Origin of the sequence: Fictibacillus nanhaiensis (genome assembly GCF_023715445.1) — a bacterium.
Classification (GTDB): Bacteria; Bacillota; Bacilli; order Bacillales; family Fictibacillaceae; genus Fictibacillus; species Fictibacillus nanhaiensis_D.
Genome location: NZ_JAMBOD010000005.1, coordinates 242,994 through 264,923, shown reverse-complemented (window position 1 = coordinate 264,923; position 21,930 = coordinate 242,994). Strand labels below are relative to the sequence as shown.

Here is a 21,930-nt window from a genome sequence, read left to right as displayed (position 1 = left end):
TTATGTATGATCCACAACCTCAGGAGTTTGATTCAAACTTTCCCATAAATAATACGTAATGTATGTTCTCCATGGTTGCCAATCTTCAGCTAGGAGCCTCACATCTTCTTCAGTAGGCTTTTCTTGAAGTTTCCAAACATTACGTACTGCATTCCTTAATCCAATGTCGGCTGCAGGAAGAATGTCCGGACGGCCCATGCCGAAAATCAAAAGACATTCGATCGTCCACTTCCCTATACCTCTGATCGGAAGAAGTTTTTGCAGGATCTCCTCATCAGATTTATTCCATAAAGCTTCTAAATCAAGCTGGCCGTCAGTGATCATCCTTGCAAGGTCAATGATATATTCCGCTTTCCTTTGGCTGAATTGCATTTGACGGAGATCTTCATACGTTAATTTCGCAGTACTTTCTGGGGAAGGAAAGATTTGAAAGACATCCCCTCCTACCCCCACCTCTTTCCCAGCAAGCTTGATCAGCCGTTCTGTTAATGTACCCGCAAATGTTAAGTTTACCTGCTGACCGATTATGATTTTAATAATAGCTTCGAACAGGTCTGTTTCAGTTAAAAGCTTCAAACCTTTAAAACGGCTTAGCACTGAACCTAATTGTTCATGATCAGAAAAATGGTCATAAAGCGAAGAGAGATCGAGTTCGGTAGAGAAGAGTTGTTGGATTTTCATCTTTGCTTTTGCTTCTGAAATTTCACCGTCTAACGGAATTACCTCACAAGAAAGAAGCGGTTTCTCAACAGATCCATTTGTGTTGACTTTAACATAGCAAAAAACATGTTCGATACGCACAATCTTTTCATACTGTGTAAAATCATAGGAGAGTTTTAAAACATGCGTCTTTCCGGTGACTGTTAAACGTTTCATCATTTTTTGAAAATCGAATGGCGGCTTAGGTGAAATCGTAAAATTCATTCTTCGTTCCATCTCCTCTAAGACTTTCTAAAGCTATCTGTTCGTTTCTAGTTCTCTTTGATCTGCATCGTTTTTTTCATTTTGACTTTTTAAATAAGGATTATCTTCCAATCTGTCTACCGTATGTTTGTATGAATAACCTTTTGTAATCGCAGCCGCAAAAACTATGACAACAAATATGATAATAACGATCGAAATGAGGATTGAAATCATTAAAGTACTCATGGGTGCTCCTTTTTCAAAAAAATGTCTTTATACATGTATCATAGCATATCTTATTAATAAAAAAGCAGCCTATGCCACTTTATGTGACTATAGACTGCCAGTGTGTTGCTTAAAGTTTTTCTTCGTATTTTTCATGCATGATTAAACGGTTTATATCAAAGCGATCAGTAGGCTTTGCAGGGCCGTCAGCATAACCTAGAGTAATCATCATTACTGGAATGAAACGTTCAGGTATGCCAAGTGCCGGCAGAATAGCTGCGTGATCAAAGCCTGTCATCGGACAAGAATCTATACCAAGCGCTTTTGCTGCTAACATAAGCTGCATAGCACCAAGTGATGCATTTTTAAGAGCTTCTCTTTCACCTAATGGCCGGCCCTGTGAATAGGCGCTTTTGATGTTCTTAAGCAAAATATTTCGCGCTTCTTCAGGTGCTTTTTCAAATACTTCTGCTGCCACTTTATCCGCTTCCGTGTCTCCCAGAACAATCACCACGGCAGATGCATCTAGAACATGCTTCTGATTATAAGCGATCGGAAACAATTTTTCTTTTTGTTCTTTTGAAGTAACCACGATAAAGCGCCAGTGCTGAAGATTCCAAGCAGATGGTGCTTTTCCTGCCATCTCTAAAATTTTATGAAGAGTCTCATTAGGGATCTCTTTATCCTTCTGATAAAGTCTTACTGATGCTCTTTCTTCCATAACTTTAAAAGTTTCATTCATTCTCTCTTCACTCCTTAAAAACAGTAAAAGGTGTCTAAACTTCAGACACCTTTTTTATGATTCCTCTTTAAACGGTTCGTTATCAGTACAAAGTTTATGCGTTGCGTTTAGCAGATGCTAAATCTTTTGCAAGATCAGATGCAGTCTCTCTTGCTGCGTCGAGAATTTCCTCAGCGCGGTCTGGAGCCGCTGCCATGCCTTCTGTATATAAATGGTGATAATCGGTAATTCCGATAAAGGCCATTACACCTTGAAGGTAGCCATTCGTGAATTCAAAGCTTTGAGCAGGTCCTTCAGAATAAACTCCGCCGCGTGACTGAATGTGTACTGCTGTTTTTCCGCCAAGAAGTCCTTCTGGTCCGTTTTCAGTGTATTTAAAAGTCTTTCCAGCCATTACGATGTTATCGATATAGGCCTTTAACATTGGCGGGTAGCTCAAGTTCCACATTGGCGTGTTGAAAACATACATATCCGCAGAAAGGAATTGTTCTAAAACTTCTCCCATACGTGTTGTCTTCTCTACTTGTGACGGAGACAGCTCAACCCCAGCTGCTAATTTACCCCAAGCATCCAAAACATCAGCATCGATTAACGGTATATTTTCTTCATAAAGATTTACTGTTTCGATCTCGATATTTTCATTTTGATTGGAAAGTTCGTTTAAGAAATGACGTCCTAAGCGAAGACCGAATGATTGATCAAGAGGTTTTGGATTTGAGTTAATGTAAAGTACTTTCATGTGAATTTTCTCTCCTTCTGGTGTGTGGTATTTGATTCTATTTGCAGTGAACTTTTTGAATTAACTTCTTTTAAGTAAGTTATTTCTTTTATATCTTAAAACCATCACTTACTTTTGTCAAGCGGTGAACTTTTTATTATTATCATTAACTGAGTTAGTAAAATTTTCCCAATAAAAAACGCTCTCCAGCATAAACTAGAGAGCGAAAGGGGAGCAAATTTGATGTTCTTATTAAAAAGAACTTGTACCTTTATAAAAGTTATATTCTTCGAGGCCGTCAAAACATTGCAAACGGTCCCCTATCGTTAAACCAAAGTCAATGTAAGCATGACTTTTTGCTGTTAAAAAGTTTTTATCTTCAACAATCTGTTTGGACACATACGTACCATTCAGCCAGTTCGCTGTTTTAGTAAACTCTTCTTCTCGTAAAGAAACGGTATAGGTTCTGCCGCTTAGAATACCGGCTCTTCCCAAAATGACTGCACCGTTTCCGATCGCCGCAATTTTCATTCCTTCTCTGTCAAACACTTGCAGTAAATGTAGAAGTCTTGGATTTCCTTGAGTAAACGCTTGCTTCCCGCCTGGTATAATGAGCATCTCGTAATCCATGGGACTAATGTTTTTCATCTTAATGGTAGGCTGCATCATTAATCCGCATTCACTCGTAACAGTTCCCGGTAAAAGTGAAAAAGGTAGCACTTCATATTTTTTACCTATAATAGATAAAGCTGTCATGATTTCCACTTCTCTAAATTGCGGATACAAATAGACAAGTACTTTCTTTTTCACACGATTCACCCGTTCCTGTTACTAAATTCCCCGTCTTTCGTTTGAAAGTGGGTGTAATCTTATTTTAACAGGAGGCTGCCAAGCTTTGTATTGGGAAAATTGAAGGAGAACATGTGCTTTCTTTTTAGTCATAAACAAGCAGTTTTCCCAACTTATGCTGGTAAGAACTGTCCGCATTTAGAAAAAAGTGTGTTTGGACGCATCTGATTGTTTATTTGTATGTAATACTTTTCGGTTAGTATACGCTATGATAAAAGATAGTAAAAACATAGTTGCTACAAGCATGTAGGTCGTACGGATCCCGTATTCCTCAGCAAACCAGCCGAGCACTAAAGTTGCAATACCAAACGTACCATATACGAGTGTACCGTGTGACGCATAAACTTTAGCAAGCTGCTTATCTTTATGTGTCTGTTGAATCAACGTATTTTGCGAAACATCTCTCGCCATTTGGGGAAATCCAAAAATAAATGATACCCATAATGCTGACCAAGCAGATGTAGTGAGTCCAAACCAAACATTTAAACCAAGTAAACATAAGGTTGAAATCATGATAACCGATCCAAGATAAGGTTCCATTTTTTTCGAAAATCGGTACACGACAATACCTGCGACCATCATACCAGCAAAAAAAGCTGCATTGATATATCCCCACCACTCTTCGCCTTTACCGATAGCAGTATCTACATATACATATAAAATAGCTGCGATCCATACACCATGGCCGAAATTCTCCAAGACATCCATTAAGGTAAGTGTGGTTAGCTTTCTTGATCGAAAAATAAGAAACCAGCCTTCCTTAATCGTTAGCCATTTAGAATCGCTTTTTTGTTGCTGAGCACCTTTTTCATTTATTTGAATTTGAGCCGTCAAAATAGAAGAAATCAAAAATAGTCCGAACGTTAGCAACAGCATATTCTGTTCTCCCCATACCACTAGTAGAATGCTCCCCAATGGCCAGGAAAGCAGCATGGATGTTTGATTTGTGATACTAATAAAGCTGTTTGCTTTTACTAGATCTTCGTCTTTTACCAAGTCAGGTATCATAGACCGCCGTGCTGGATTCCCGATCCCTTCGAGCATTGAAATGATGATAATAAATATGTATAAAAGAATATAAGTTATTTGAGTATCTATCCCATAGCTGGCTAACAAACAAAGGAAAAGCAAAAGGAGAGTCTTCGCGGTCAAGGTTGTTGTCAATAAGGTATATCTTCTGTACTTTTCAATGAATAGTGGAGCAATAAATCCTGAGATCAGCAAGGACATAGTTTTCGCAAAAGGAATCAATGCCATATGCAGGACAGATCCAGTTTCTTTATAGACAAGAGTAATCAAACATATGATATATAAAATATCTCCTAAATTCCCAAACGTTTGACCGCTCCATAAAAAATGAAAAGAACGTTTTGCACTGACCACATGGCATCATCCTCTATATGGTAATTATTTGTTTTATGATAGCATACGAAATAGTGGGTTGCGGTAAATGGCGCTCATCCAGCGAGTATAAATCTCGCTGGACGAGCATAAATCTTCACGAGCGAGCATAAATCTTCCCGGGCGAGCATAAATCTTCCCGGGCGAGCATAAATCTCCCTGGTCGAGCATAAATTCCCCCGATCCAATCGTAAAAATAAGCGGATATCCCTTTAAAAGCAAAAAACTGACTCCAAATCTTTTGAGTCAGTTTCGAAAACCTCTTATTTGTGGCCTTTTCCTTTAGTAAGATGGCATGCTACGCCTTTTCCTAGAGCTCCAGGTTTAGACATTCGCTCTATATACTCCAAACCTCTTGCACATTGCGTTTTGCAGGCGATGCATGTTTCGCTTGTGACCATCTTCAGCGTGTGCTGATACTTATTTATTGCACTATCATACTTATTAAATTTCTTCGCTTTCTTTTTCGCCATCTTTATGCCCTCCCCCCGGAATCCTAAACACAGTGTATGTAAGAGGAAGGGCTTTTGACATAAAGAAAAAGTAAAAAACTACCCGATATACAGGTAGTCTTCATCAAATTCCAGCTTAAATTCAACAGCATTAAGTACTGCGAGTGAAAAAATATAATCACTGTCAAACTTATCATAAGAAAGCATAAACTCACGCAATGGCATGTTGTATTTGTTCCAAACGACTTCCATTAGCCACTTCTGGCTGATCTCAAAATACTCACCGTTATAACGGTTAACCTTAATGGTATTGCCTACATACATCCATAACACTCCCTTTCAAAGAGGTTAATTATGCATTAGGTCTACACGGTTGTACCTTCATTATAAGACTTCTGTCAGAAAAGTCAAAAAATAATTTTCTGGATTAAAATACGGTTAGAATTACTACTTGTCACAAATAGTGGAAAGCCAATTCCAACTATTGTAGGGAACAATACAAATAGAATGAATTCAGGGGAAAATTTTAAAATACTACTCATTTCCTATGACAAAACAACCATTATATGGTAATGTCAAAAAGATATATTAGAACGTGTAAAACGTTGTTAAACGGGTATAGAAAATAAAAGCTGATGATATAGACAAAGGAGTAGTTCGTATTGCGTATCGTAAAAGAAAATATTTTAGCATTATGTCTTCTCCTCTCTATCCCTTTGCTGAATATCATCTACCAGGTATTAAATGATGGGGAACGAGGAGCGAGACAACTCATTACAGCAGTAGATCATCAAATCCCTTTTGTAGAGATTTTTGTAGTACCTTACCTTTTATGGTATGCGTTTATCTTTTTAATGTTTGTTTATTTCTGTATTTATGACAGAGCCATTTATTATCGTGCGTTGTTGAGTTTTTGTGTAGGAATGCTGGTTTGTTATGTGATTTATTTCTTCTTTCAGACAACTGTTCCTCGTCCGGAACTTATGGGAAATGGTATACTGACACGAATGGTTCAATATGTATATGGAGCGGACCAGCCGTTCAATTGCTTCCCAAGTATTCATGTTTTAAGCAGTTATTTAATGATTTTAGGAATCCGGCATAGCAAATTGTGGACCATAAAAAAAGATATCATCGTTTCAATAATTGCTTACAGCATTATCCTTTCAACACTGTTTGTTAAACAGCATGTTGTGCTTGATGTAGTGGCTGGTGTGTTATTAGGGAGTCTGTTATTTAAATTGTTCTATTACCTAGAAGCCGAAACAGTATTCAGCTTTTTTAAACGGATGTTTAAAACAAAACTTCAAAGCTCAGAAAAGAGCTAATATAGAAAAGGAACTGCAGCATATTGCCGTTCTTTTTTTTTGCTTAAATTTGACTGTTTTTTGTTGAGCAGGCATATCTCTAAAAAATTTAAAATAAAAATAAAATGGGAAGGAGTGATATCGATGAGCAATAATCAAAATGAAACAGAAGAACAAATTCGGGCAGACAGTTTGCACCAAATATGTAAGCATCATATGCATTACCATGTCATAATTAAAACAAATGATGGTCAGCAAACAGAAGGAATCATCACGGATTTAGACAAGAAAAATGTGTATATGCTTGTTCCACAGGACATGATGCCTGCAGATGAACAAGAAAGTCCCCAATTAGGACAGCAGCAAACTGGACAGCAACAAGGCTCTCAGCAAAATCAACGGCAGTTTGGAAGACCGCGTTTCCGAAGATTTTTCAGGCAAATCTTTCCGTTGGCAACAATAGCGGCTCTGTCTCTTTATCCTTATTACAGACCTTATCCCTATCCACCGTATCCTTATCCTTACTATCCCTATCCGTACCCATATCCATATCCTTATTATTAAAAATGACCGCCTGAAAACACTCAGGCGGACTTTTTATGATTTTTAATTTGCATTTACGGGAAGAGTCTTATAGGCATAACTTTAAAGGAGGTAACATTTTGGCTAACATTTTAGTTGTTTATTACAGTTCATACGGACACATTCATGAGATGGCACTTGCTGCTGCTGAGGGAGTTAAACAGGTGGATGGAACGGAAGTAAAAGTGGTAAAAGTTCCTGAATTTGAAGTTACTAAACAATACATGTCCCAGCAAGAAGCTTATGTTAAATCCCAAGAAGCGCAGGCAGATATAGCTGAAGTAACACTTGATGATCTGAAATGGGCAGATGGAATTGTTTGGGGCATACCTACCCGATACGGCATGATGCCTGCTCAAATTAAACAGCTATTGGATTCGGCCGGTGGTCTTTGGGCTAATGGTGACCTTGAAGGCAAGGCAACTTCAGTTATTACAAGCTCTAACACAATCCATGGCGGTCAGGAATCCACAGCGATAACTTCTTTCATACCGCTTATGCACTTTGGGATGATCTATGTTGGTCTACCTTATGGTGAGAATCCTGAGCAAATGACTGCAGAAGGTATAGGGGGTTCTCCGTATGCGGCTTCAACAGTTGCTGGTGCAGATGGAAGCAAACAGCCGATTGATGCTGAGAAAAAAATGGCTTCCCGTTTAGGTGCACGTGTGGCAAAAGTCGCAAAAGCTCTAAAAGGAAACATTTAAATTCGGACAACCTCTCAAATGTTCAAAATCCCCGTACGGTTGTTGTACGGGGACTTTGGCTATTATTTTTATTTAGTTAGGGTGCTGTGTGAATACCCTCACTCAAGTTGTATTAGTGGGGGTATTACTGATTTCAAAATGATTTACTTATTTAATGGGAATTCAGCAACTTCCTTCATACCATCAAAAATTAAAACTGAACCATCAGAAGCATACTCTCTTACTTTTTTAAAATCTGCGCCCTTTTTAATTTGATATTCAACGCTAAATACAACGCTTTTTTCTATTCTTAAATTACCACCAGTAGATCCTCCAGCTGGAAGCATCTTTAGCTCCTGTGAATTATGAAACTTCTCCATAACCATAACTGAAGAAAGTTTTTTACCCGCAATAACAGCGATTTCTATCGGTGGCATTTGGTAGTGATACCCTCTGAAATTAGGTATTTTTTCACTTTTGAGAGGTTTTTTATTCGTAATTAAGAAGTCGTATCTTAAAGTATTTGCAATACGCAAAACATGAACCTCGTACTTCGCGACTTTAAAATTGCTCTCTGCAGCTTCTGCTCTTTGTATTCCAAAGTGAGTCAAAAGGCAAAGTGTGAAAAAAATACTTAATAACTTTTTCATATACCCTCCAAAACAAATTATTTATTAAATAGTTTTTTCATCGAGCATTTCTTCTATCCAAGAATGTATCAATATAATTGTGTTTACTAATGAATGTACGAAAATAGATATTAAGTTACATAAATAAAAAAGCACCCTTTAATAGGTGCTTCGGTGACTTGATTTTTAGTTTAAGAAGTTATAGCTCTCCATTTTAAGCTTGAGTAGTAAGCTTTATAATGATTTGAAACTTTAAAACCTAATCCTTAAGATTAAATTAGACGTGTATGATTACAAAATCAGTATACTTGCCGATGATGATGCTTATGATAAAAGAAAGATTTCATAGAAGAAGGTGAGTACTTGAAAATCCTAATAAAAATGTTCCTATTATTAGTTCTTTTACCTTTATCTTCATGTGATGTGATCGAATTAATGGATATTAAAGGTGAAAAACTATGGGTTACAGTCCTTCATAGTGAAGAAAGAATATTAAAGATTAACTCTATAACAAAAAATGATAAAGAGTTACAGATTTCTGCGGTAATTGATGCTTATGACCAACAAGGTAACTTTGATTATACGTATATTTTCCAAATGAATGGAGAAAAAGAAAAAGGAATTACAATAGAGGACGGACAACCTCTAACTATTCTTACTGATGGCATAGAAAATGAAATGTCACTGAAATTGAGTAAGGAAGAAAAAATCCGTGTAAAAAAACATGTTTTATCACAATTAATTAAGATAAAGTAACTCTTAACACAATTCCTTTTCCTTCGGTTGAACTTTCAAATAATTGTTAATCTAACAATCTTAACCGAACTTCTTCATTTTCATCACTATATCCAAGACATACGCGTAATTCTGCTTGATTGTTAGTGCCATCTACCAATCCAGCAGTAGAAAACTGATAAAATGGATTCGGATCATACATTCTTTCATTAACTACTGTTTTTGGAGTTGTACCAGTACCATCTTCTTCATAAATAGTTAACATAAAAGAGTTATAGGCTACATTCCCAGTAACTTCAACTGCAAAATCACCACCACCTGAAGAACGATCAATACACCTGGAATCATACATATACAAATGAAAAAAAGAATTATCATATAATTCATCCCACTCACCTGGACCTAATTCAGGTGCAGCCAATACAGCATTTGGAATTAACAAAAGTAATCCTAACATTGCAAAGATACTACTTATAGCCTTTTTAGTTTTCATTTTATCTCCTCCTATGAAAAATTTTTAAAACCTCTTTATAAGAATTCAAAGCAATTAGTTCGCCACCTTTAATTTATTTCAAAATAATGTAAAAATAGTAATATATTACTATAACACCTCAAGTAATCATAAAACAAAACCAAGAACCTATAAGTTCTTGGTTTTGTTGCCATTTTACACTTTTCTGTATTTTTTAAAGACAATGTACGAAAATGGTTATAACCTTACATTCATTTTGTTGAATATAAAGATTTTCATCTTCATCTATCCAAATGTATACTGAAATCATACATTCAATGTACGATTATTAGATGAAAGAAGTGAAGATATGTCAGAGAAAGCCCTTTACAACGTGCAGCCACTCAGAACCCAAGAAGAAATCGACGACTTGAAATGGAGCCTGGAACGCTACTGCGGCCGACGAGACCACTTTTTGTTTGTTTTCGGCATCAATACCGGCTTACGGGTCTCGGATCTCCTTCCGTTAAAAGTGGCGGACGTCCGGGACCGGACACATGTCGTGATCATTGAGAAGAAGACCGGAAAGAAGAAACGCTTTCCCATCATGGCTTTACAAAGTGAGATTGTTCACTATACAGCTGGCATGCGGTCGGATGAATATCTTTTTGCGTCTAGAAAAGGAAATGGCCCGATTACGACCACGCAGGCCTATCGGGCACTCGTAAAAGCAGCAAGTATGATTGACCGCGATGATATCGGTACCCATACGATGCGTAAGACGTTCGGCTACCACTATTACAAGCGAACGAAAGACATCGTGACACTCATGGAGATCTTTAATCACTCTGCGCCTTCCATCACGAAGCGTTATATCGGGATTACACAAGATGAGATTGATCAGAGTTTAAAGGATTTCTTGTTGTAAAAGAAACGTTTTTCACTTCATTTTTTTATTGTCATAACCCGAATTATGTATTAAGTTTTGAAATAAAGAACGCGATGAGAACGTTGTAATATTTTTCTTGTTTGCACTATTGTTTGCAGGAATTACGTTTCGTCTCCATAATTCTATATCCAAAGAACGTTAACAAAGAACGGAGGGATAAAATGGATATTACAGATCACAAAGCCTACGTTACAAATGAGTTAAGTAAGATACTGAACATCGGAACCAGCACATTAAGGAAATGGTGTTTGGCATTAGAGAAGAATGATTATGAATTCATGAGAACGGATCAAAACAAACGCTTATATGTAGAAAGAGACGTTATTGCTCTTCGTCACTTTCAAGCTCTCGTACAGCAGAACAACATGTCTCTGGAGAACGCCGCACTTATTGTTTCATCAAAGTTTAACAAAGACCGTTCTTCTACAGGAACGCCATCTGTTCTCCAAAATAACGAAGAAAATAAACGTTCTTCAGAGCGTTCCGAACCCGTTCTCGAACAATTAGTTGAACACATTAAGATGCAGCAGGAATACATTGAGCGACAAGAACAATTTAACAAAGAACTCCTGACACGTTTAGATAAACAGCAGAAATACATAGAAGAACGCCTTAACGAACGAGATAAAGCGTTGACTTCTTCAATCAGAGAGCTTCAAAAGAGTAATGAGGAAATAAAACAACTGAACGCTGCAGAACCAGAAAAGAAGAGCTTATTATCGAGATTATTAGGAAAGTGACACACTCTGAGGTTAGTTGTCGAAGGAATACGGGAATGTTTTATATGAGCTTGGCCATACTATGAAGAAAGGCTGTATAGGTTCGGACTATACAGCCTTAGAGAAGAAGCAACAGGATTGTTGGGGGTTCGGACCTCAACAATCTTTTTTGTTATCTCATCAATTTATTTAGTTCATCTTTGACTAAGACAAAATTATCATCACAAAGATCTTTTAAATAACCAGCCTTTTGTTGATCTAACACACCTACAACAACATTCTTCCCAAGTTGGCGAACAATATTAATTGCAGACTCATAATCAGAATCGGCACTAAATAGAACAGCTTCATCGTAAGCATTAGTAAACGCTAAGGAGACTAAATCGACAGCAACATTCACATCAGTACCTTTTTCTATATAAAGAGTGGTACCATCTTCTTTTTTGCCATCTGCCTTTAAATATCCCATTTTGGCGATACATTTAGGTACCGTTTTATTTAAGGTATCAACAAATCTTTTTGTACTTGCTGCTTTTTGCTTTTCTTGATCACTTGCAGCCGTATAATAATAAAATTTTTGCAAATATCCAGCGCATTTTTCAGTTGCTAATTTTTTATAATCAATTCTCTGAATACTTCCGTATAACCGAGTTAAAGCGCCTTCAAAGTTATTTCCGTCAATAAAAATCATTACTCTTTTCAACTCTGTAATGCCCCCTAAAAACGTCTAAAGGCGCCAGCTTCGACTGCTGACGCCCTTTAATAGTTCTCTGTACAACCGGATTCCGAATATCCAATTGTCTTAATTCTCTTGTAGGTCCATCTCCGAATGATGAGCCTTTAGATTCTCTGATAGTCAAAGGTCCGAACCCTTCAACTTGTTGCTCTTAGCATACAAAACGTTGAACAACCTGTCAACACTTTTGTTCAACTCTGGACTGGCTTTCGAGCTGTTCGATGTTTCTCAGAGAATACAAATCTTAATACATAATATTCTTCGGTTTTTAAGAATCAATATCGACAAAAACACTGTAGTATGTGCCGTGAACTAATTCCCGATGCAGCACAGACACCCTCTCAAACACAATCTCTTTATTAATCGCTTGAAAAAGTTTAACCTTCAGTTATAATGGTTATAACAGATATAACCGTTAGTCATATTATATAATAACAACGAGTATAACTGTTACAATACGAGGACACACTTGTTGGAAAGGAATGATCAGAAATGAGTGTGACAATGATGCAACCAATCGAAAGAAAGATCACGAAGATCGGAAACAGCCTTGGCGTGACGATTCCGTTGGAAGCTTTAAAAGAAGCGAATGTTCAGTTGGGTGATTCTGTGATCATCAACGTGCAGGATGGAGATATCGTAGTTCGTAAGAACACGACGGTGACGTTGCCGAAAGGAATCAACCCGAAGTTTGCTGAAGCCATGAGTCGTACACTGAATCGTTATGAGGAAACCCTTCGGGCCTTAAAAGATCGTTAATATGAGAGAAGTTATCTATCTAACCGAACAAGATGTAGAGTTGATCAATCACACAGTGATTGAGATGTTTAGTCCTGGAGAAATGCTCGGCGTTAAAGACCGGAGCTTGCTTCAGTCAGCATTAGCCAGACCACAGCAGTCTGTTCTAGGGGAAGATGCGTATAAGAGCATCTTTGAGAAGGCAGCCGCACTGTTTGAATCTCTCGCACAGAACCATGCAATGCATAATGCGAACAAACGAACAGCTTTCACCGCACTCGATCACTTTTTGTACTACAATGGCTATGAGTTTAGGATGGATCCAAATGATGCCGTGGTGTTCACCGTGGATGTCGTGTTGAAGAAGATTCCGTTTGAACAGCTGGCGGAAAAGATTAAATCTCATTCTAGAAAACTTTAATAAGAACTTATCATTACTGGACGTGGCTCTTGGCCACGTTTTTTTGTTGTCAAAAAAAGAAAAGGAAGGGAGAATCCCTTCCTAGATGTGTCCTTTTTCTTTTAAACTCGTGTACTCAGCCTTCGCGTTGATGATCAGGTGATCCAGCACCTCAACCCCGATAACTCTGCCGGCTTCCACCAGCCTCTGTGTGACGGAGATGTCTTCAAATGATGGCTCTGTATCCTGGCTCGGATGCTGATGGTATACGATGATCGATGACGCGTTGTTAAGAATCGCACACTTAAACACCTCGCGCGGATGAACGACACTCGTGTTTAAAGCTCCCACATGACAGCGATGGACGGCTACCACACGGTTCTTTGTGTTCAGGCACATCACGAAGAACACCTCACGGTCATCTTCTCCGATGAATGATGCTGCAACTTTCGCCCCGTCCTCCGGACAGCGAACGATGTAGCTCTTGCCGTCCACCTCCGAGATCACTTGCTTGATGCGTTGGATTTCATAAACTTTCTTCATAGCCTTTCAGCTCCTTTCTTTGTTTGAAGGAGCTTCAATCTTTGCGAAAAGAGGTGTCAAGGGACGTGAAGTTTGTGCAAGTTTTTTGGGGTCTATCAAAAAAGTTCACAAAGTTTGCTGAAGGGAAACGGAAGCATCCCTTTACAGCTCTCATGAGCGAACGATTACACTGAGGAGAACAAAGAAAAGAACCCATATAGTCCGGAAACCAGTGGGTTTTAGTTGTTTTTAAATTATTTTAAACTGTTCCCAATACTAGTGAGCTCATTTAAGTTTAAATTAGTGGCTTGAATTCTATATCCAATATTGTTTTCATTCCATCCTAATTGCAGAAGACTATCATCCCAGCTTCTCTCTGAAGACTCACGTTCATAAACAACAGTACCTTTAACCCAATTAGCTTTAATATCTTGAACTTTAGTGGAGCCACTTGGAATTCCCTTTGGTGCTACAGGAACGTTACTACCACTAAAATAACCTTGAATTATAATGAATTCGTGTTTCCCGTTAGTGTAAGTTGATTGAAGAACATCGTTTTTTGCATGAGCAGATGCTTTAGTATCAGGTCGATAATATTCTATTTTTTGTAGTTTATATCCGGTGGGACTATATCCTGGAGCCTTAACGTTAAAATTAGCTTCTACTTCTTCAAAGGACCTATACTCTTTGCGCTTTGTTTGTATTACAGTGTCGGATTTCTTGGTTTGAGGTAATTTGGCTATAATAATAGGAGATTTAGGATTACTGGGAATAATTTGTGGTTTATCGTCATTCTTAAAGTTATTATTATTTTGAATGGCTGAGGGAACTTGTTCTTCAATTGAATCTAATATAATAAATTCGCGATTTTCTTTTGAAGCATCTATAGATGTAGCTGATTTTGCTTGATTGACTTTTTTTATATCATCATATGTCAAAAACAGAAATAAACCCGCAAGACAGCAGCCACATATACTAAAGCCCATTAATCTTCTGTACTTCTTCATCTTAGTGAACTCCTTTCTTACATCTTTATAAAAAATTATAACATACATATCTTTCCACATGTTCATTGAAACATTCTTGAATACAGTAAAAGAACGAAGAACAATAAAGTTCAACGTCCTAGTAAAAAGTTATTCTTCTAATGATTCACTAATGATAGTTAATTCCTCTAAATTTAGAGCTTCAGTTGTAATTCGATAACCAATTCCTTCCTTACGCCATCCCAATTGAAGTAATTTCTCTTCCCATTCCTTTTTAGCATGTTTTACATCTTCTAAGGAATCTCCACCAGTATACTTAATTGTCCCTTTAGTCCAATTACCTTTTTCATTTTGTATTGAAACTTCACCTTCAAGTGTACCTTTTGGTCCTTTAGGGACATATTCACCACCAAAATAGCCTTGATGAACTTCAAATTCATTTTTACCATCACTATAGGTAGCTAACAACATATCATTCTTAGCTTTTTTAGGAGCACTAGTATTTGGCTTATAATATTCAATTTGCTTTAGACTGTAACCATTAGGAACTTTCTTAGGGATCTTAACAGTAAAATTCGCAATCTTTCTTACATCATCAAAGTTGTTAAATACTGTCCGGTTCACAGTTATAATACCTAGACCAGTCTCAAAAGTATTGTTTGTTACCATTTTTTACACCTCCTTTAATTAGACGAAACAAGAACCGCAGCTTCCTCTATAATCACCACATGGTGAACATGTATCTGCATTACAAGCAGTTCCGTAAACGTATCTAAATTCCGTTACGCTATCACACTTTCGCTTTTGATGTGTCCAACATTGTGTACTACTCCGTGTTCCAGAACAATTTCCATTACAGTCACAATATAAGTCTCGACTTACACATTGCCAAGCTCCACAAGCCATTCATATCACCTCCTTAAAAGAGTAGATTAAGAGAATTTCAAGGTATTCTTTTGTGAATTTGTAAAGGAATAATATTTATCCCATATGTTTCTATACAAAAATCATTAATGCGTATTACTTGCTCTCCTGATTGAAAAGCAAGTTCCTGAAACAGTTTTCTCTCCTCAATAGAACAATTTTCATTAATACAGCTGGCGTAATATAATTGAAAACATCTAGCTTTTAAAATGCATTCGTATATAACATGTGGAACAGCCAATACAAATCCCTTCTCCCCGTTTTATTTATACAAGTAAAAAGGGCTGATAATCATGAATTAACAACCCTTTATTTAACTTTTTTCATAAACTCCCAAAAACCAGGTGTTTGAAACTCCTCGAATCTATCAACAATTTTTATTATTTGAATCTTCATTTCCTGCTCTAAGTCTTCTCGATCTTTAGGAGCAAGCATCTTGCTTGATTTTTTTATTTTCGCATCGAATTGTTTGATGATTTTTCCGTTTGCTTCTTTATTCGATTTTGCTTCCTTTACAAGATTGTATAAACATCCCATTACAACACCTCTATTTATATTTTTTCTATTAGGTCATCAACAATCTGTTCTAAATGTCTGATGTTTTTTTCCATACGAATTAACAAATAAACCGTTACAGCGATAGGAAAACCCAAGCTTCCAATCAAACTAATCCAGATTTCTTCATTCACTGTACTCACTCCTTATAACAGTTTTTGAGTTTTTCTAATGCCTTTTTATAACTTTTTGAAACAGCTTGCTGGGTCACTCCTAACACGGTGGCAATCTCTTTATGTGTTGAGCCGTTGAAAAAATACAATTCTAAAATAAGCATCTGTTTTTCAGTCAATTGTTTGAATCCGTTGTACAGACTGGGATTTTCGATATGATCAAACAACTTATTTCTTCTGTTCATAAAACTTCCATAAACATTTTCATCACTAACACATCTCATTTCTAAAAAAGTATTTTCGGAGTCACCTTTAATTGGTTGATCTAATAAAAGTTGCACACGTTGATTCTCCATTTTTAATCTATTTCTGTAGTTTGAAGCAAAATATTTTAGGGTCTTAGAGATATAATTAATAAATCTTATTTCTGTAAGAAATTTTGAAAAAGCTTGATCTAAGAGAAAATTGTTTTCTTTGGAAGAAAAACAAACAGCATTAACAAAGAGAATGTAATGTTCTTCATTACTTAAAAAACTGTTAATAATGGGGTTTGATAATGGTTGTTGATTTTCACGAATAAATGATTCAAACTTTGCTTTTAAAAGAGGGTGTGTGTTTTCGTAGGGATAGATGTATTCATTCACTAGATTCCTCACTCCTTACTTTTTAAAAAGGGGAATAAACCTAAAAATAACAACCAAAACACAAACATATGTTCTGTTTTTATAATACCATTTAATTTTAGATTAATGAGGCACAAATAAAAAAACGCTGCATGGCAACGTTTCTAAATAAAATTTTATCTTAAATTAAAAAACACCTAACTAGTTAACATAATGAACCTTTTAGGAACCCATCCAAAAACCAAAACCCTGAATTTAGCCGTTTTAGGTCAAATTCAGGGTTTTTCAGGTCGGGAAATAACGTAAAAATACACCTCATCATGAAAAAGGTGGATCTTCCGTTTTCTCTGTATTTCGTTGATTTTTAATGCGATCAGTTCGTTGACAATCCCCCATTTGGTATCAGTTCCTGCCACGCCAGATACCGTGGCAGCCACGACTGCTGCTGCCCATCCTCCCTATATTTAAAAAAACGCTTACCATAAGTAAACAGGAAATATATAGAAAAGGTATTTGAAACGAAAAGTTCCACAATCCAACTCTAATAATGTCTTGGTATTACTCTACAGGTTGAGCATGAAATTCGTACAAAAGACAGCGATACTCTAAACCAATATTTTAATATTGTAGGTATTCTTTCTTTATATTTTCGGTCAACTTCTCAAGCTTATTATCTAAAATTATATAAGTTTCATCACATAATTCCTCAATATCAGCTTGGTTGTGGCTAGTTAACAGAATCGTGTGCCCTTTTTGTTGTAGGGACATGATAATATCCTTTATTTCTCTGTATGATTTAATGTCTAATGCATTGAATGGCTCATCTAATATAATAATATCTTGATTTTCCATAATTGCTTGAGCAATACCTAACTTTTTCTTCATTCCCATTGAAAAATGTTTAACTCTTGTTTTATTATCCGGATCTAATCCAACTAATTCAAGGGTTTCTCTTATTTTTGAGTCATCAATAACGTTATTTATTTTTGCTAAAAATTGCAGATTTTTGAATGCACTATAAATACTTATATAACCTGGATCATTTATTAAGGCTCCAGTATTGCTAGGAAAATCTATATCCTTACCGATTTTTTTTCCACGAACGAATATTTCTCCTTTGTCAGCGTTAATAAATCCTGCAATTAGTTTGAACAAAACAGACTTACCACTACCATTAGATCCTACAATACCGATTGTTTGACCTTTCTTAATACTTAAATCAATATTCTGCAATAAGTTTATTCCTTTAAAAGACTTACTGACATTTCTCATTTCAATAATGTATTCCAATGTAATCACCCTTTATTTATAGATTCTTTGAAAAGCACCATTTCTTATTATTGTGTATATTACTAAACACGAAGTAAGTAACACAGTTATAGAAATTAAATAAGGTACACCAGACTTTCCTATAAATTCCTGTATCCTAGTCAAAGATGACATGCCGAAGGGAAGATATTTTACTATTGGTGTATTAAAAATACATAAGACATAGGTAAAGCCAATAGCTAAGAAACCAAAAGTAATTGTTTTGGTATAGCAGTACAAAAGAAATATACAAAGGAAGCAAACGAACAATTCTAATATCTTTGTACTCAACATGATAAATACTGACAAGAGTGGGTTTACGTTACCAATCTTCAAATCTTTTAAAACATAATCATAACCATCAAATGATAGACCAGAGATAAGAGAAATACTCAAGGTTACAACAATAGTGGTTATTACATATATAGAAATAAATATTAAAGCAGATCGTATTAAAGACATTAACCAGAACGTCTTATGTCTTATTCGTATTAGTATTAAGGAACTTCTCTCTGTACTTTCTTTCTCCAAAAAGTAACATAAAAAGTAAAGCGGAACGCCATTATATACTATCATACGAAGAAAATCTAAATAATAAAAATAACCGGTACCATGTCCAGAAAACTGAAAAAATAGCAAATCAAAAAAAGTTGTAATATTATTGCTTCTTAAAACAGTTGTCAGAACTGTAAAAAGAGATAGAGAAATAATAAATATTAAATTTTTTCTAGAAAGTAATACACTTAAAGTCCATTTGTCGAAGAAGTTCAAAGCTGGCTTCTTAAGATGCAAGTAGATTTTTCTGCTCCAATATTTTTTAATTACTATTAAAATAATGGATATGGCTAACAGCTCCACTATAAATAATCTGTAGTGTTGACTCTCTAACACTACAAAAGCATGATGTAAGATTATATAATCATTAAAAAAGATATACGGATAAGTTAAGTCTAGATCAGAGCGTATGCTTAATAACATTAATATGTATAAAAATACTAGAGATACAATAACAAGAATTTCATTAAAAAATTGTTTAAAAAAAAGAAAAATTACTCCTAAAAACGTAAAGCCTGAAATCATATAAAGAATGATACTTACACTCGCAAAAAATGGATTAGAAAAGTAAGGGACAAATAACTTTATGGTAAACCTTTCATCCATAGAGATATCAGTATATGTATTTTCCAGACTAAGGCCAAATCCAAATATTGAGGTGATCAAAACATGAAAGAATACAAATATGGTTGAAATAACCAATAAAGAAATGATATTCGAGATAAAGTATTTGAAATATGTACCCGATCTAATCCACACTGTTTCTTCATTTTGTCTGAAGATATTAAAAATCAAAAAGAGAAAGCTAAGTATCATAAAATATAAAATGTAATAATGATCTGTTAATGAAAGAATAAAATACTCCCAATAAGAGATATTTTTACTAGCTGCTTCACCTTTTAGATGTATGGAGTAAAGAGAAAAGACTAAACATACAAACCATACATTTCTCGATGTGAATCTGTCTACATTCTTTTTTATTAAACTTGCTATCATAGCAGTGGATTACTCCTTTTAATCATTTCTCATAGATGGATATTTTTTTTATAAACATGAAGTAGAAAACCACACCACAAGTAACCACTAGTAATAACGTTGGACCAACTAGTAGTCGGGGAACAGTAATTACTGTTTGTGATAGAGTATGGGGGGCAAAAGACGTCGATAACCTATAATACGGCACACCAGAAATAGCAAGAATAAAGCTTTCTAGCATAGAGTAAACAAATGGTCCTGTTAAGACGATAAAAATGTTATTTACAAATAAAGAAAGAGAAAATCCAAAGGTAGCTACTAAAAATCCTAGTACCATTCTCCAAAAACTTAAAATAAGACCATACAAAAAAGGATGATTTACAAGGTAGTATCCCCCGAAAGCTTTAATTGCATAATCATCCCCAGCTTTTTGAACCTCAGGTAAAAAAAACAAACTTATAACTAATCCAACGAAAGACACTAAGAAAACGATTAAAGCGCCACCGATTGAAGAAACCAACCATTTAGTTAGAATGTATTTCTTTTGTGATACTCTTGTCTGAGTGTACATTATAAATCCATTCTTTCTTTCAAAGTACATTAGCCAGATAGTGGGAATTACAGCGAACAATGGAAAAATAACTACAAATAGCCCTACGGATTCTTCCCATATTTCAACATTGTAGTTATAGCTATAGCCAGAAGTTACAGGGATAATCATCAAACAAGAATATAAGATAGCGATTATTACACTGATTATGTACGGGTACTTTAATTTTTTTATTTCTGTTGAAATTAAATTATGCATGTTCTACACTCCTTAAAAGATATAGAGCACCTTAGAACACTATTAACTTTAATGTCTAAGGTACTCTATTATAATATAGAATTAGTTGTCACTTTTCCAGGAGCCAGTTACCTGAACATCTACAGGTGTGTTCCAATCGTTTGAAAATTGCAATCTCATTTTATCATCTTTTATGTGATTTACATGTCCATCCAGAGCTGAGTTAGTACCATCATCTATATTACGGTCCCAATCTCCACCATTTCCTTGTGCATCTAGCATTCTAACATCAACAACATAGTCTCCACCTACAGATGTAGATTTTATGTATCCATTTGCTCCACTTGTTGATTTGGTCTGATCATAACCTGTGTAACCACTACCATTAGTGTCACCAACTGTAGTACTATAGCTAGTATAAGACGTACCTGCATACACACTAGCTGATGTTGCTAATGCCAAAACCCCTGTTAATAGTGCTAGCTTCTTTTTCTTCATTTGTAAACCTCCTAATATATTAATCGTATATGTAAACTTTTTACATGATACAAAGTAAATTATAACCATTTTTTACAAATCTTTTATCGGGAAAATTGACTGAATTTAGTATAAATGAAACATAGTGGAAGAGGTCTATTTTCCCAACTTAGATGTTTTATATTGTTCTATGGGTTTATTGGCTTTAATTGTATTTTCTAAATAAATCCCAAAGTGCAAGCTCAATAATATCCTGTTTATTTAATTTATGACCCGCAGCAAATGCATCCAGTGCCTTCCCTACCCCTTTATTCAGCGAAAATGTCTTCCGCACTTTTTCTTCCGATTTGATCTTATCAAATACTAACACGTCGAGCGACGGCAAGAACCAACCAGTTTCTTCAATTCTCTCATTCAAGTACCTACTACTCTTTTTTATACTTTTATAAATCATAAACACTCAACCAATTTTTTCTTTTAAATTCAAAAAATAGCAGCATCCCTAACACCATATATAAAATACAAGCTTTAAAAACACTCTCTAAGCGCTTTTAAAAAATTTCAAATAGTTTTCTTCCCTCGATATAAAAAATCCCTTAAAACAAAAATAAACAACGCTCAACCATATAATCATTATCATCAACGATCCTATCTTCATTTCCAACCTAATAAATTCCAAAAACATCCTCTTTATACATCTGGTGCCCCTCCGTTCAACAAGTACCAAAAGACCTCGTGGACCCATGTACGTTGGGTCTACGAGGTCTTTTGGTGATTACAATGTTTAATGGAGGGGCACCAGTCTCTATACAATAGGAAAAGAGAGCGAAATCGAACCATAAATAAAAAGTAAATTGAGTTCCCTTTCATTTCGTTTTTAGTA

General features: G+C 35.7%; 30 protein-coding genes. 8 read left to right on the top strand and 22 right to left on the bottom strand.

The window, feature by feature from the left end:
* The 8 genes from M3196_RS15225 to M3196_RS15190 form a co-directional block, all read right to left on the bottom strand.
* Window positions 1-924, bottom strand: a complete 924-nt coding sequence (locus M3196_RS15225; protein ID WP_251323166.1) for a DNA-3-methyladenine glycosylase family protein — start codon at window positions 922-924, stop codon at window positions 1-3.
* Window positions 925-957: 33 nt separating this feature from the next.
* Entirely contained in the window at window positions 958-1,149 is a 192-nt protein-coding gene (ytzI, locus tag M3196_RS15220; RefSeq protein WP_251323165.1) for a YtzI protein, read from the bottom strand.
* Between the two features lie 109 nt (window positions 1,150-1,258).
* Window positions 1,259-1,870 (bottom strand): nitroreductase family protein, encoded by a 612-nt coding sequence (locus M3196_RS15215; protein WP_251323164.1) that lies wholly within the window; start codon window positions 1,868-1,870, stop codon window positions 1,259-1,261.
* Between the two features lie 94 nt (window positions 1,871-1,964).
* A complete protein-coding gene (locus M3196_RS15210) occupies window positions 1,965-2,609 on the bottom strand; it encodes an FMN-dependent NADH-azoreductase (protein ID WP_251323163.1) in 645 nt (214 codons plus the stop codon).
* Between the two features lie 231 nt (window positions 2,610-2,840).
* Window positions 2,841-3,398 (bottom strand): DJ-1/PfpI family protein, encoded by a 558-nt coding sequence (locus M3196_RS15205; protein WP_251323162.1) that lies wholly within the window; start codon window positions 3,396-3,398, stop codon window positions 2,841-2,843.
* Between the two features lie 177 nt (window positions 3,399-3,575).
* Window positions 3,576-4,820, bottom strand: a complete 1,245-nt coding sequence (locus tag M3196_RS15200; RefSeq protein WP_251323161.1) for an MFS transporter — start codon at window positions 4,818-4,820, stop codon at window positions 3,576-3,578.
* A gap of 281 nt (window positions 4,821-5,101) precedes the next feature.
* Window positions 5,102-5,311, bottom strand: a complete 210-nt coding sequence (locus M3196_RS15195) for a hypothetical protein (RefSeq protein ID WP_251323160.1) — start codon at window positions 5,309-5,311, stop codon at window positions 5,102-5,104.
* Between the two features lie 78 nt (window positions 5,312-5,389).
* On the bottom strand, window positions 5,390-5,614 hold the full coding sequence (locus M3196_RS15190) for a hypothetical protein (protein WP_251323159.1): 225 nt from the start codon (window positions 5,612-5,614) through the stop codon (window positions 5,390-5,392).
* A gap of 338 nt (window positions 5,615-5,952) precedes the next feature.
* Here M3196_RS15190 and M3196_RS15185 point away from each other — a divergent pair, with 338 nt between their 5' ends.
* The 3 genes from M3196_RS15185 to wrbA all read left to right on the top strand — a co-directional run bounded on the left by M3196_RS15185 (window position 5,953) and on the right by wrbA (window position 7,886).
* Entirely contained in the window at window positions 5,953-6,618 is a 666-nt protein-coding gene (locus M3196_RS15185; RefSeq protein WP_251323158.1) for a phosphatase PAP2 family protein, read from the top strand.
* 123 nt (window positions 6,619-6,741) lie between these two features.
* Window positions 6,742-7,161: a hypothetical protein gene (locus M3196_RS15180; RefSeq protein ID WP_251323157.1), complete on the top strand. Its 420-nt coding sequence runs from the start codon at window positions 6,742-6,744 to the stop codon at window positions 7,159-7,161.
* Between the two features lie 98 nt (window positions 7,162-7,259).
* Entirely contained in the window at window positions 7,260-7,886 is a 627-nt protein-coding gene (gene wrbA / locus M3196_RS15175) for an NAD(P)H:quinone oxidoreductase (RefSeq protein ID WP_251323156.1), read from the top strand.
* A 143-nt stretch (window positions 7,887-8,029) separates the two neighbouring features.
* On the opposite strand, the gene M3196_RS15170 is transcribed toward wrbA, so the two are convergent.
* Window positions 8,030-8,515 carry a hypothetical protein gene (locus tag M3196_RS15170; protein WP_251323155.1) on the bottom strand — a complete coding sequence of 162 codons (486 nt, stop codon included), beginning with the start codon at window positions 8,513-8,515 and terminating at the stop codon, window positions 8,030-8,032.
* Window positions 8,516-8,857: 342 nt separating this feature from the next.
* On the opposite strand from M3196_RS15170, the gene M3196_RS15165 reads away from it, so the two are divergent.
* Complete coding sequence (locus M3196_RS15165; RefSeq protein WP_251323154.1) at window positions 8,858-9,250, top strand: hypothetical protein; 393 nt, start codon at window positions 8,858-8,860, stop codon at window positions 9,248-9,250.
* A gap of 46 nt (window positions 9,251-9,296) precedes the next feature.
* On the opposite strand, the gene M3196_RS15160 is transcribed toward M3196_RS15165, so the two are convergent.
* Window positions 9,297-9,722 (bottom strand): hypothetical protein, encoded by a 426-nt coding sequence (locus M3196_RS15160; RefSeq protein WP_251323153.1) that lies wholly within the window; start codon window positions 9,720-9,722, stop codon window positions 9,297-9,299.
* Window positions 9,723-10,050: 328 nt separating this feature from the next.
* Here M3196_RS15160 and M3196_RS15155 point away from each other — a divergent pair, with 328 nt between their 5' ends.
* On the top strand, window positions 10,051-10,608 hold the full coding sequence (locus tag M3196_RS15155) for a site-specific integrase (RefSeq protein ID WP_251323152.1): 558 nt from the start codon (window positions 10,051-10,053) through the stop codon (window positions 10,606-10,608).
* 182 nt (window positions 10,609-10,790) lie between these two features.
* Window positions 10,791-11,369 carry a MerR family transcriptional regulator gene (locus M3196_RS15150; protein WP_251323151.1) on the top strand — a complete coding sequence of 193 codons (579 nt, stop codon included), beginning with the start codon at window positions 10,791-10,793 and terminating at the stop codon, window positions 11,367-11,369.
* Window positions 11,370-11,520: 151 nt separating this feature from the next.
* Here M3196_RS15150 and M3196_RS15145 read toward each other — a convergent pair whose 3' ends face one another.
* On the bottom strand, window positions 11,521-12,051 hold the full coding sequence (locus M3196_RS15145; protein WP_251323150.1) for an NYN domain-containing protein: 531 nt from the start codon (window positions 12,049-12,051) through the stop codon (window positions 11,521-11,523).
* Window positions 12,052-12,576: 525 nt separating this feature from the next.
* Between M3196_RS15145 and M3196_RS15140 the strand changes: the two genes are divergently transcribed.
* Both M3196_RS15140 and M3196_RS15135 read left to right on the top strand, forming a co-directional pair.
* Window positions 12,577-12,843 (top strand): AbrB/MazE/SpoVT family DNA-binding domain-containing protein, encoded by a 267-nt coding sequence (locus M3196_RS15140; protein ID WP_251323149.1) that lies wholly within the window; start codon window positions 12,577-12,579, stop codon window positions 12,841-12,843.
* A 1-nt stretch (window position 12,844) separates the two neighbouring features.
* Window positions 12,845-13,243, top strand: coding sequence for a type II toxin-antitoxin system death-on-curing family toxin (locus tag M3196_RS15135; protein ID WP_251323148.1), 399 nt, complete (start codon window positions 12,845-12,847; stop codon window positions 13,241-13,243).
* A gap of 81 nt (window positions 13,244-13,324) precedes the next feature.
* Here M3196_RS15135 and M3196_RS15130 read toward each other — a convergent pair whose 3' ends face one another.
* The 11 genes from M3196_RS15130 to M3196_RS15080 all read right to left on the bottom strand — a co-directional run bounded on the left by M3196_RS15130 (window position 13,325) and on the right by M3196_RS15080 (window position 21,465).
* On the bottom strand, window positions 13,325-13,765 hold the full coding sequence (locus M3196_RS15130) for a JAB domain-containing protein (RefSeq protein WP_251323147.1): 441 nt from the start codon (window positions 13,763-13,765) through the stop codon (window positions 13,325-13,327).
* Between the two features lie 233 nt (window positions 13,766-13,998).
* Window positions 13,999-14,751: a hypothetical protein gene (locus M3196_RS15125; RefSeq protein ID WP_251323146.1), complete on the bottom strand. Its 753-nt coding sequence runs from the start codon at window positions 14,749-14,751 to the stop codon at window positions 13,999-14,001.
* Window positions 14,752-14,880: 129 nt separating this feature from the next.
* Complete coding sequence (locus M3196_RS15120) at window positions 14,881-15,399, bottom strand: hypothetical protein (protein ID WP_251323145.1); 519 nt, start codon at window positions 15,397-15,399, stop codon at window positions 14,881-14,883.
* Between the two features lie 564 nt (window positions 15,400-15,963).
* Window positions 15,964-16,191: a helix-turn-helix domain-containing protein gene (locus tag M3196_RS15115; protein ID WP_251323144.1), complete on the bottom strand. Its 228-nt coding sequence runs from the start codon at window positions 16,189-16,191 to the stop codon at window positions 15,964-15,966.
* Between the two features lie 14 nt (window positions 16,192-16,205).
* Window positions 16,206-16,343 carry a YvrJ family protein gene (locus M3196_RS15110; protein WP_251323143.1) on the bottom strand — a complete coding sequence of 46 codons (138 nt, stop codon included), beginning with the start codon at window positions 16,341-16,343 and terminating at the stop codon, window positions 16,206-16,208.
* Window positions 16,344-16,348: 5 nt separating this feature from the next.
* On the bottom strand, window positions 16,349-16,966 hold the full coding sequence (locus tag M3196_RS15105; protein ID WP_251323142.1) for a sigma-70 family RNA polymerase sigma factor: 618 nt from the start codon (window positions 16,964-16,966) through the stop codon (window positions 16,349-16,351).
* 597 nt (window positions 16,967-17,563) lie between these two features.
* Complete coding sequence (locus tag M3196_RS15100; protein WP_425311014.1) at window positions 17,564-18,217, bottom strand: ABC transporter ATP-binding protein; 654 nt, start codon at window positions 18,215-18,217, stop codon at window positions 17,564-17,566.
* Window positions 18,218-18,247: 30 nt separating this feature from the next.
* Window positions 18,248-19,804, bottom strand: a complete 1,557-nt coding sequence (locus M3196_RS15095) for a hypothetical protein (RefSeq protein WP_251323140.1) — start codon at window positions 19,802-19,804, stop codon at window positions 18,248-18,250.
* A gap of 22 nt (window positions 19,805-19,826) precedes the next feature.
* A complete protein-coding gene (locus M3196_RS15090; RefSeq protein WP_251323139.1) occupies window positions 19,827-20,591 on the bottom strand; it encodes a hypothetical protein in 765 nt (254 codons plus the stop codon).
* Window positions 20,592-20,672: 81 nt separating this feature from the next.
* On the bottom strand, window positions 20,673-21,068 hold the full coding sequence (locus M3196_RS15085) for a hypothetical protein (RefSeq protein WP_251323138.1): 396 nt from the start codon (window positions 21,066-21,068) through the stop codon (window positions 20,673-20,675).
* A gap of 184 nt (window positions 21,069-21,252) precedes the next feature.
* Window positions 21,253-21,465, bottom strand: a complete 213-nt coding sequence (locus M3196_RS15080) for a hypothetical protein (protein WP_251323137.1) — start codon at window positions 21,463-21,465, stop codon at window positions 21,253-21,255.
* Window positions 21,466-21,930: the final 465 nt, after the last annotated feature.

Excerpts from the sequence above, each read along its gene's own strand:
- M3196_RS15225 (WP_251323166.1), bottom strand. The coding sequence starts at position 924 with ATGAATTTTACGATTTCACCTAAGCCGCCATTCGATTTTCAAAAAATG.
- ytzI (WP_251323165.1), bottom strand. The coding sequence starts at position 1,149 with ATGAGTACTTTAATGATTTCAATCCTCATTTCGATCGTTATTATCATA.
- M3196_RS15215 (WP_251323164.1), bottom strand. The coding sequence starts at position 1,870 with ATGAATGAAACTTTTAAAGTTATGGAAGAAAGAGCATCAGTAAGACTT.
- M3196_RS15210 (WP_251323163.1), bottom strand. The coding sequence starts at position 2,609 with ATGAAAGTACTTTACATTAACTCAAATCCAAAACCTCTTGATCAATCA.
- M3196_RS15195 (WP_251323160.1), bottom strand. The coding sequence starts at position 5,311 with ATGGCGAAAAAGAAAGCGAAGAAATTTAATAAGTATGATAGTGCAATA.
- M3196_RS15190 (WP_251323159.1), bottom strand. The coding sequence starts at position 5,614 with ATGTATGTAGGCAATACCATTAAGGTTAACCGTTATAACGGTGAGTAT.
- M3196_RS15180 (WP_251323157.1), top strand. The coding sequence starts at position 6,742 with ATGAGCAATAATCAAAATGAAACAGAAGAACAAATTCGGGCAGACAGT.
- M3196_RS15170 (WP_251323155.1), bottom strand. The coding sequence starts at position 8,515 with ATGAAAAAGTTATTAAGTATTTTTTTCACACTTTGCCTTTTGACTCAC.
- M3196_RS15160 (WP_251323153.1), bottom strand. The coding sequence starts at position 9,722 with ATGAAAACTAAAAAGGCTATAAGTAGTATCTTTGCAATGTTAGGATTA.
- M3196_RS15155 (WP_251323152.1), top strand. The coding sequence starts at position 10,051 with ATGTCAGAGAAAGCCCTTTACAACGTGCAGCCACTCAGAACCCAAGAA.
- M3196_RS15150 (WP_251323151.1), top strand. The coding sequence starts at position 10,791 with ATGGATATTACAGATCACAAAGCCTACGTTACAAATGAGTTAAGTAAG.
- M3196_RS15140 (WP_251323149.1), top strand. The coding sequence starts at position 12,577 with ATGAGTGTGACAATGATGCAACCAATCGAAAGAAAGATCACGAAGATC.
- M3196_RS15135 (WP_251323148.1), top strand. The coding sequence starts at position 12,845 with ATGAGAGAAGTTATCTATCTAACCGAACAAGATGTAGAGTTGATCAAT.
- M3196_RS15130 (WP_251323147.1), bottom strand. The coding sequence starts at position 13,765 with ATGAAGAAAGTTTATGAAATCCAACGCATCAAGCAAGTGATCTCGGAG.
- M3196_RS15125 (WP_251323146.1), bottom strand. The coding sequence starts at position 14,751 with ATGAAGAAGTACAGAAGATTAATGGGCTTTAGTATATGTGGCTGCTGT.
- M3196_RS15120 (WP_251323145.1), bottom strand. The coding sequence starts at position 15,399 with ATGGTAACAAACAATACTTTTGAGACTGGTCTAGGTATTATAACTGTG.
- M3196_RS15115 (WP_251323144.1), bottom strand. The coding sequence starts at position 16,191 with ATGGGATGTTTATACAATCTTGTAAAGGAAGCAAAATCGAATAAAGAA.
- M3196_RS15100 (WP_425311014.1), bottom strand. The coding sequence starts at position 18,217 with ATGAGAAATGTCAGTAAGTCTTTTAAAGGAATAAACTTATTGCAGAAT.
- M3196_RS15095 (WP_251323140.1), bottom strand. The coding sequence starts at position 19,804 with ATGATAGCAAGTTTAATAAAAAAGAATGTAGACAGATTCACATCGAGA.
- M3196_RS15090 (WP_251323139.1), bottom strand. The coding sequence starts at position 20,591 with ATGCATAATTTAATTTCAACAGAAATAAAAAAATTAAAGTACCCGTAC.
- M3196_RS15085 (WP_251323138.1), bottom strand. The coding sequence starts at position 21,068 with ATGAAGAAAAAGAAGCTAGCACTATTAACAGGGGTTTTGGCATTAGCA.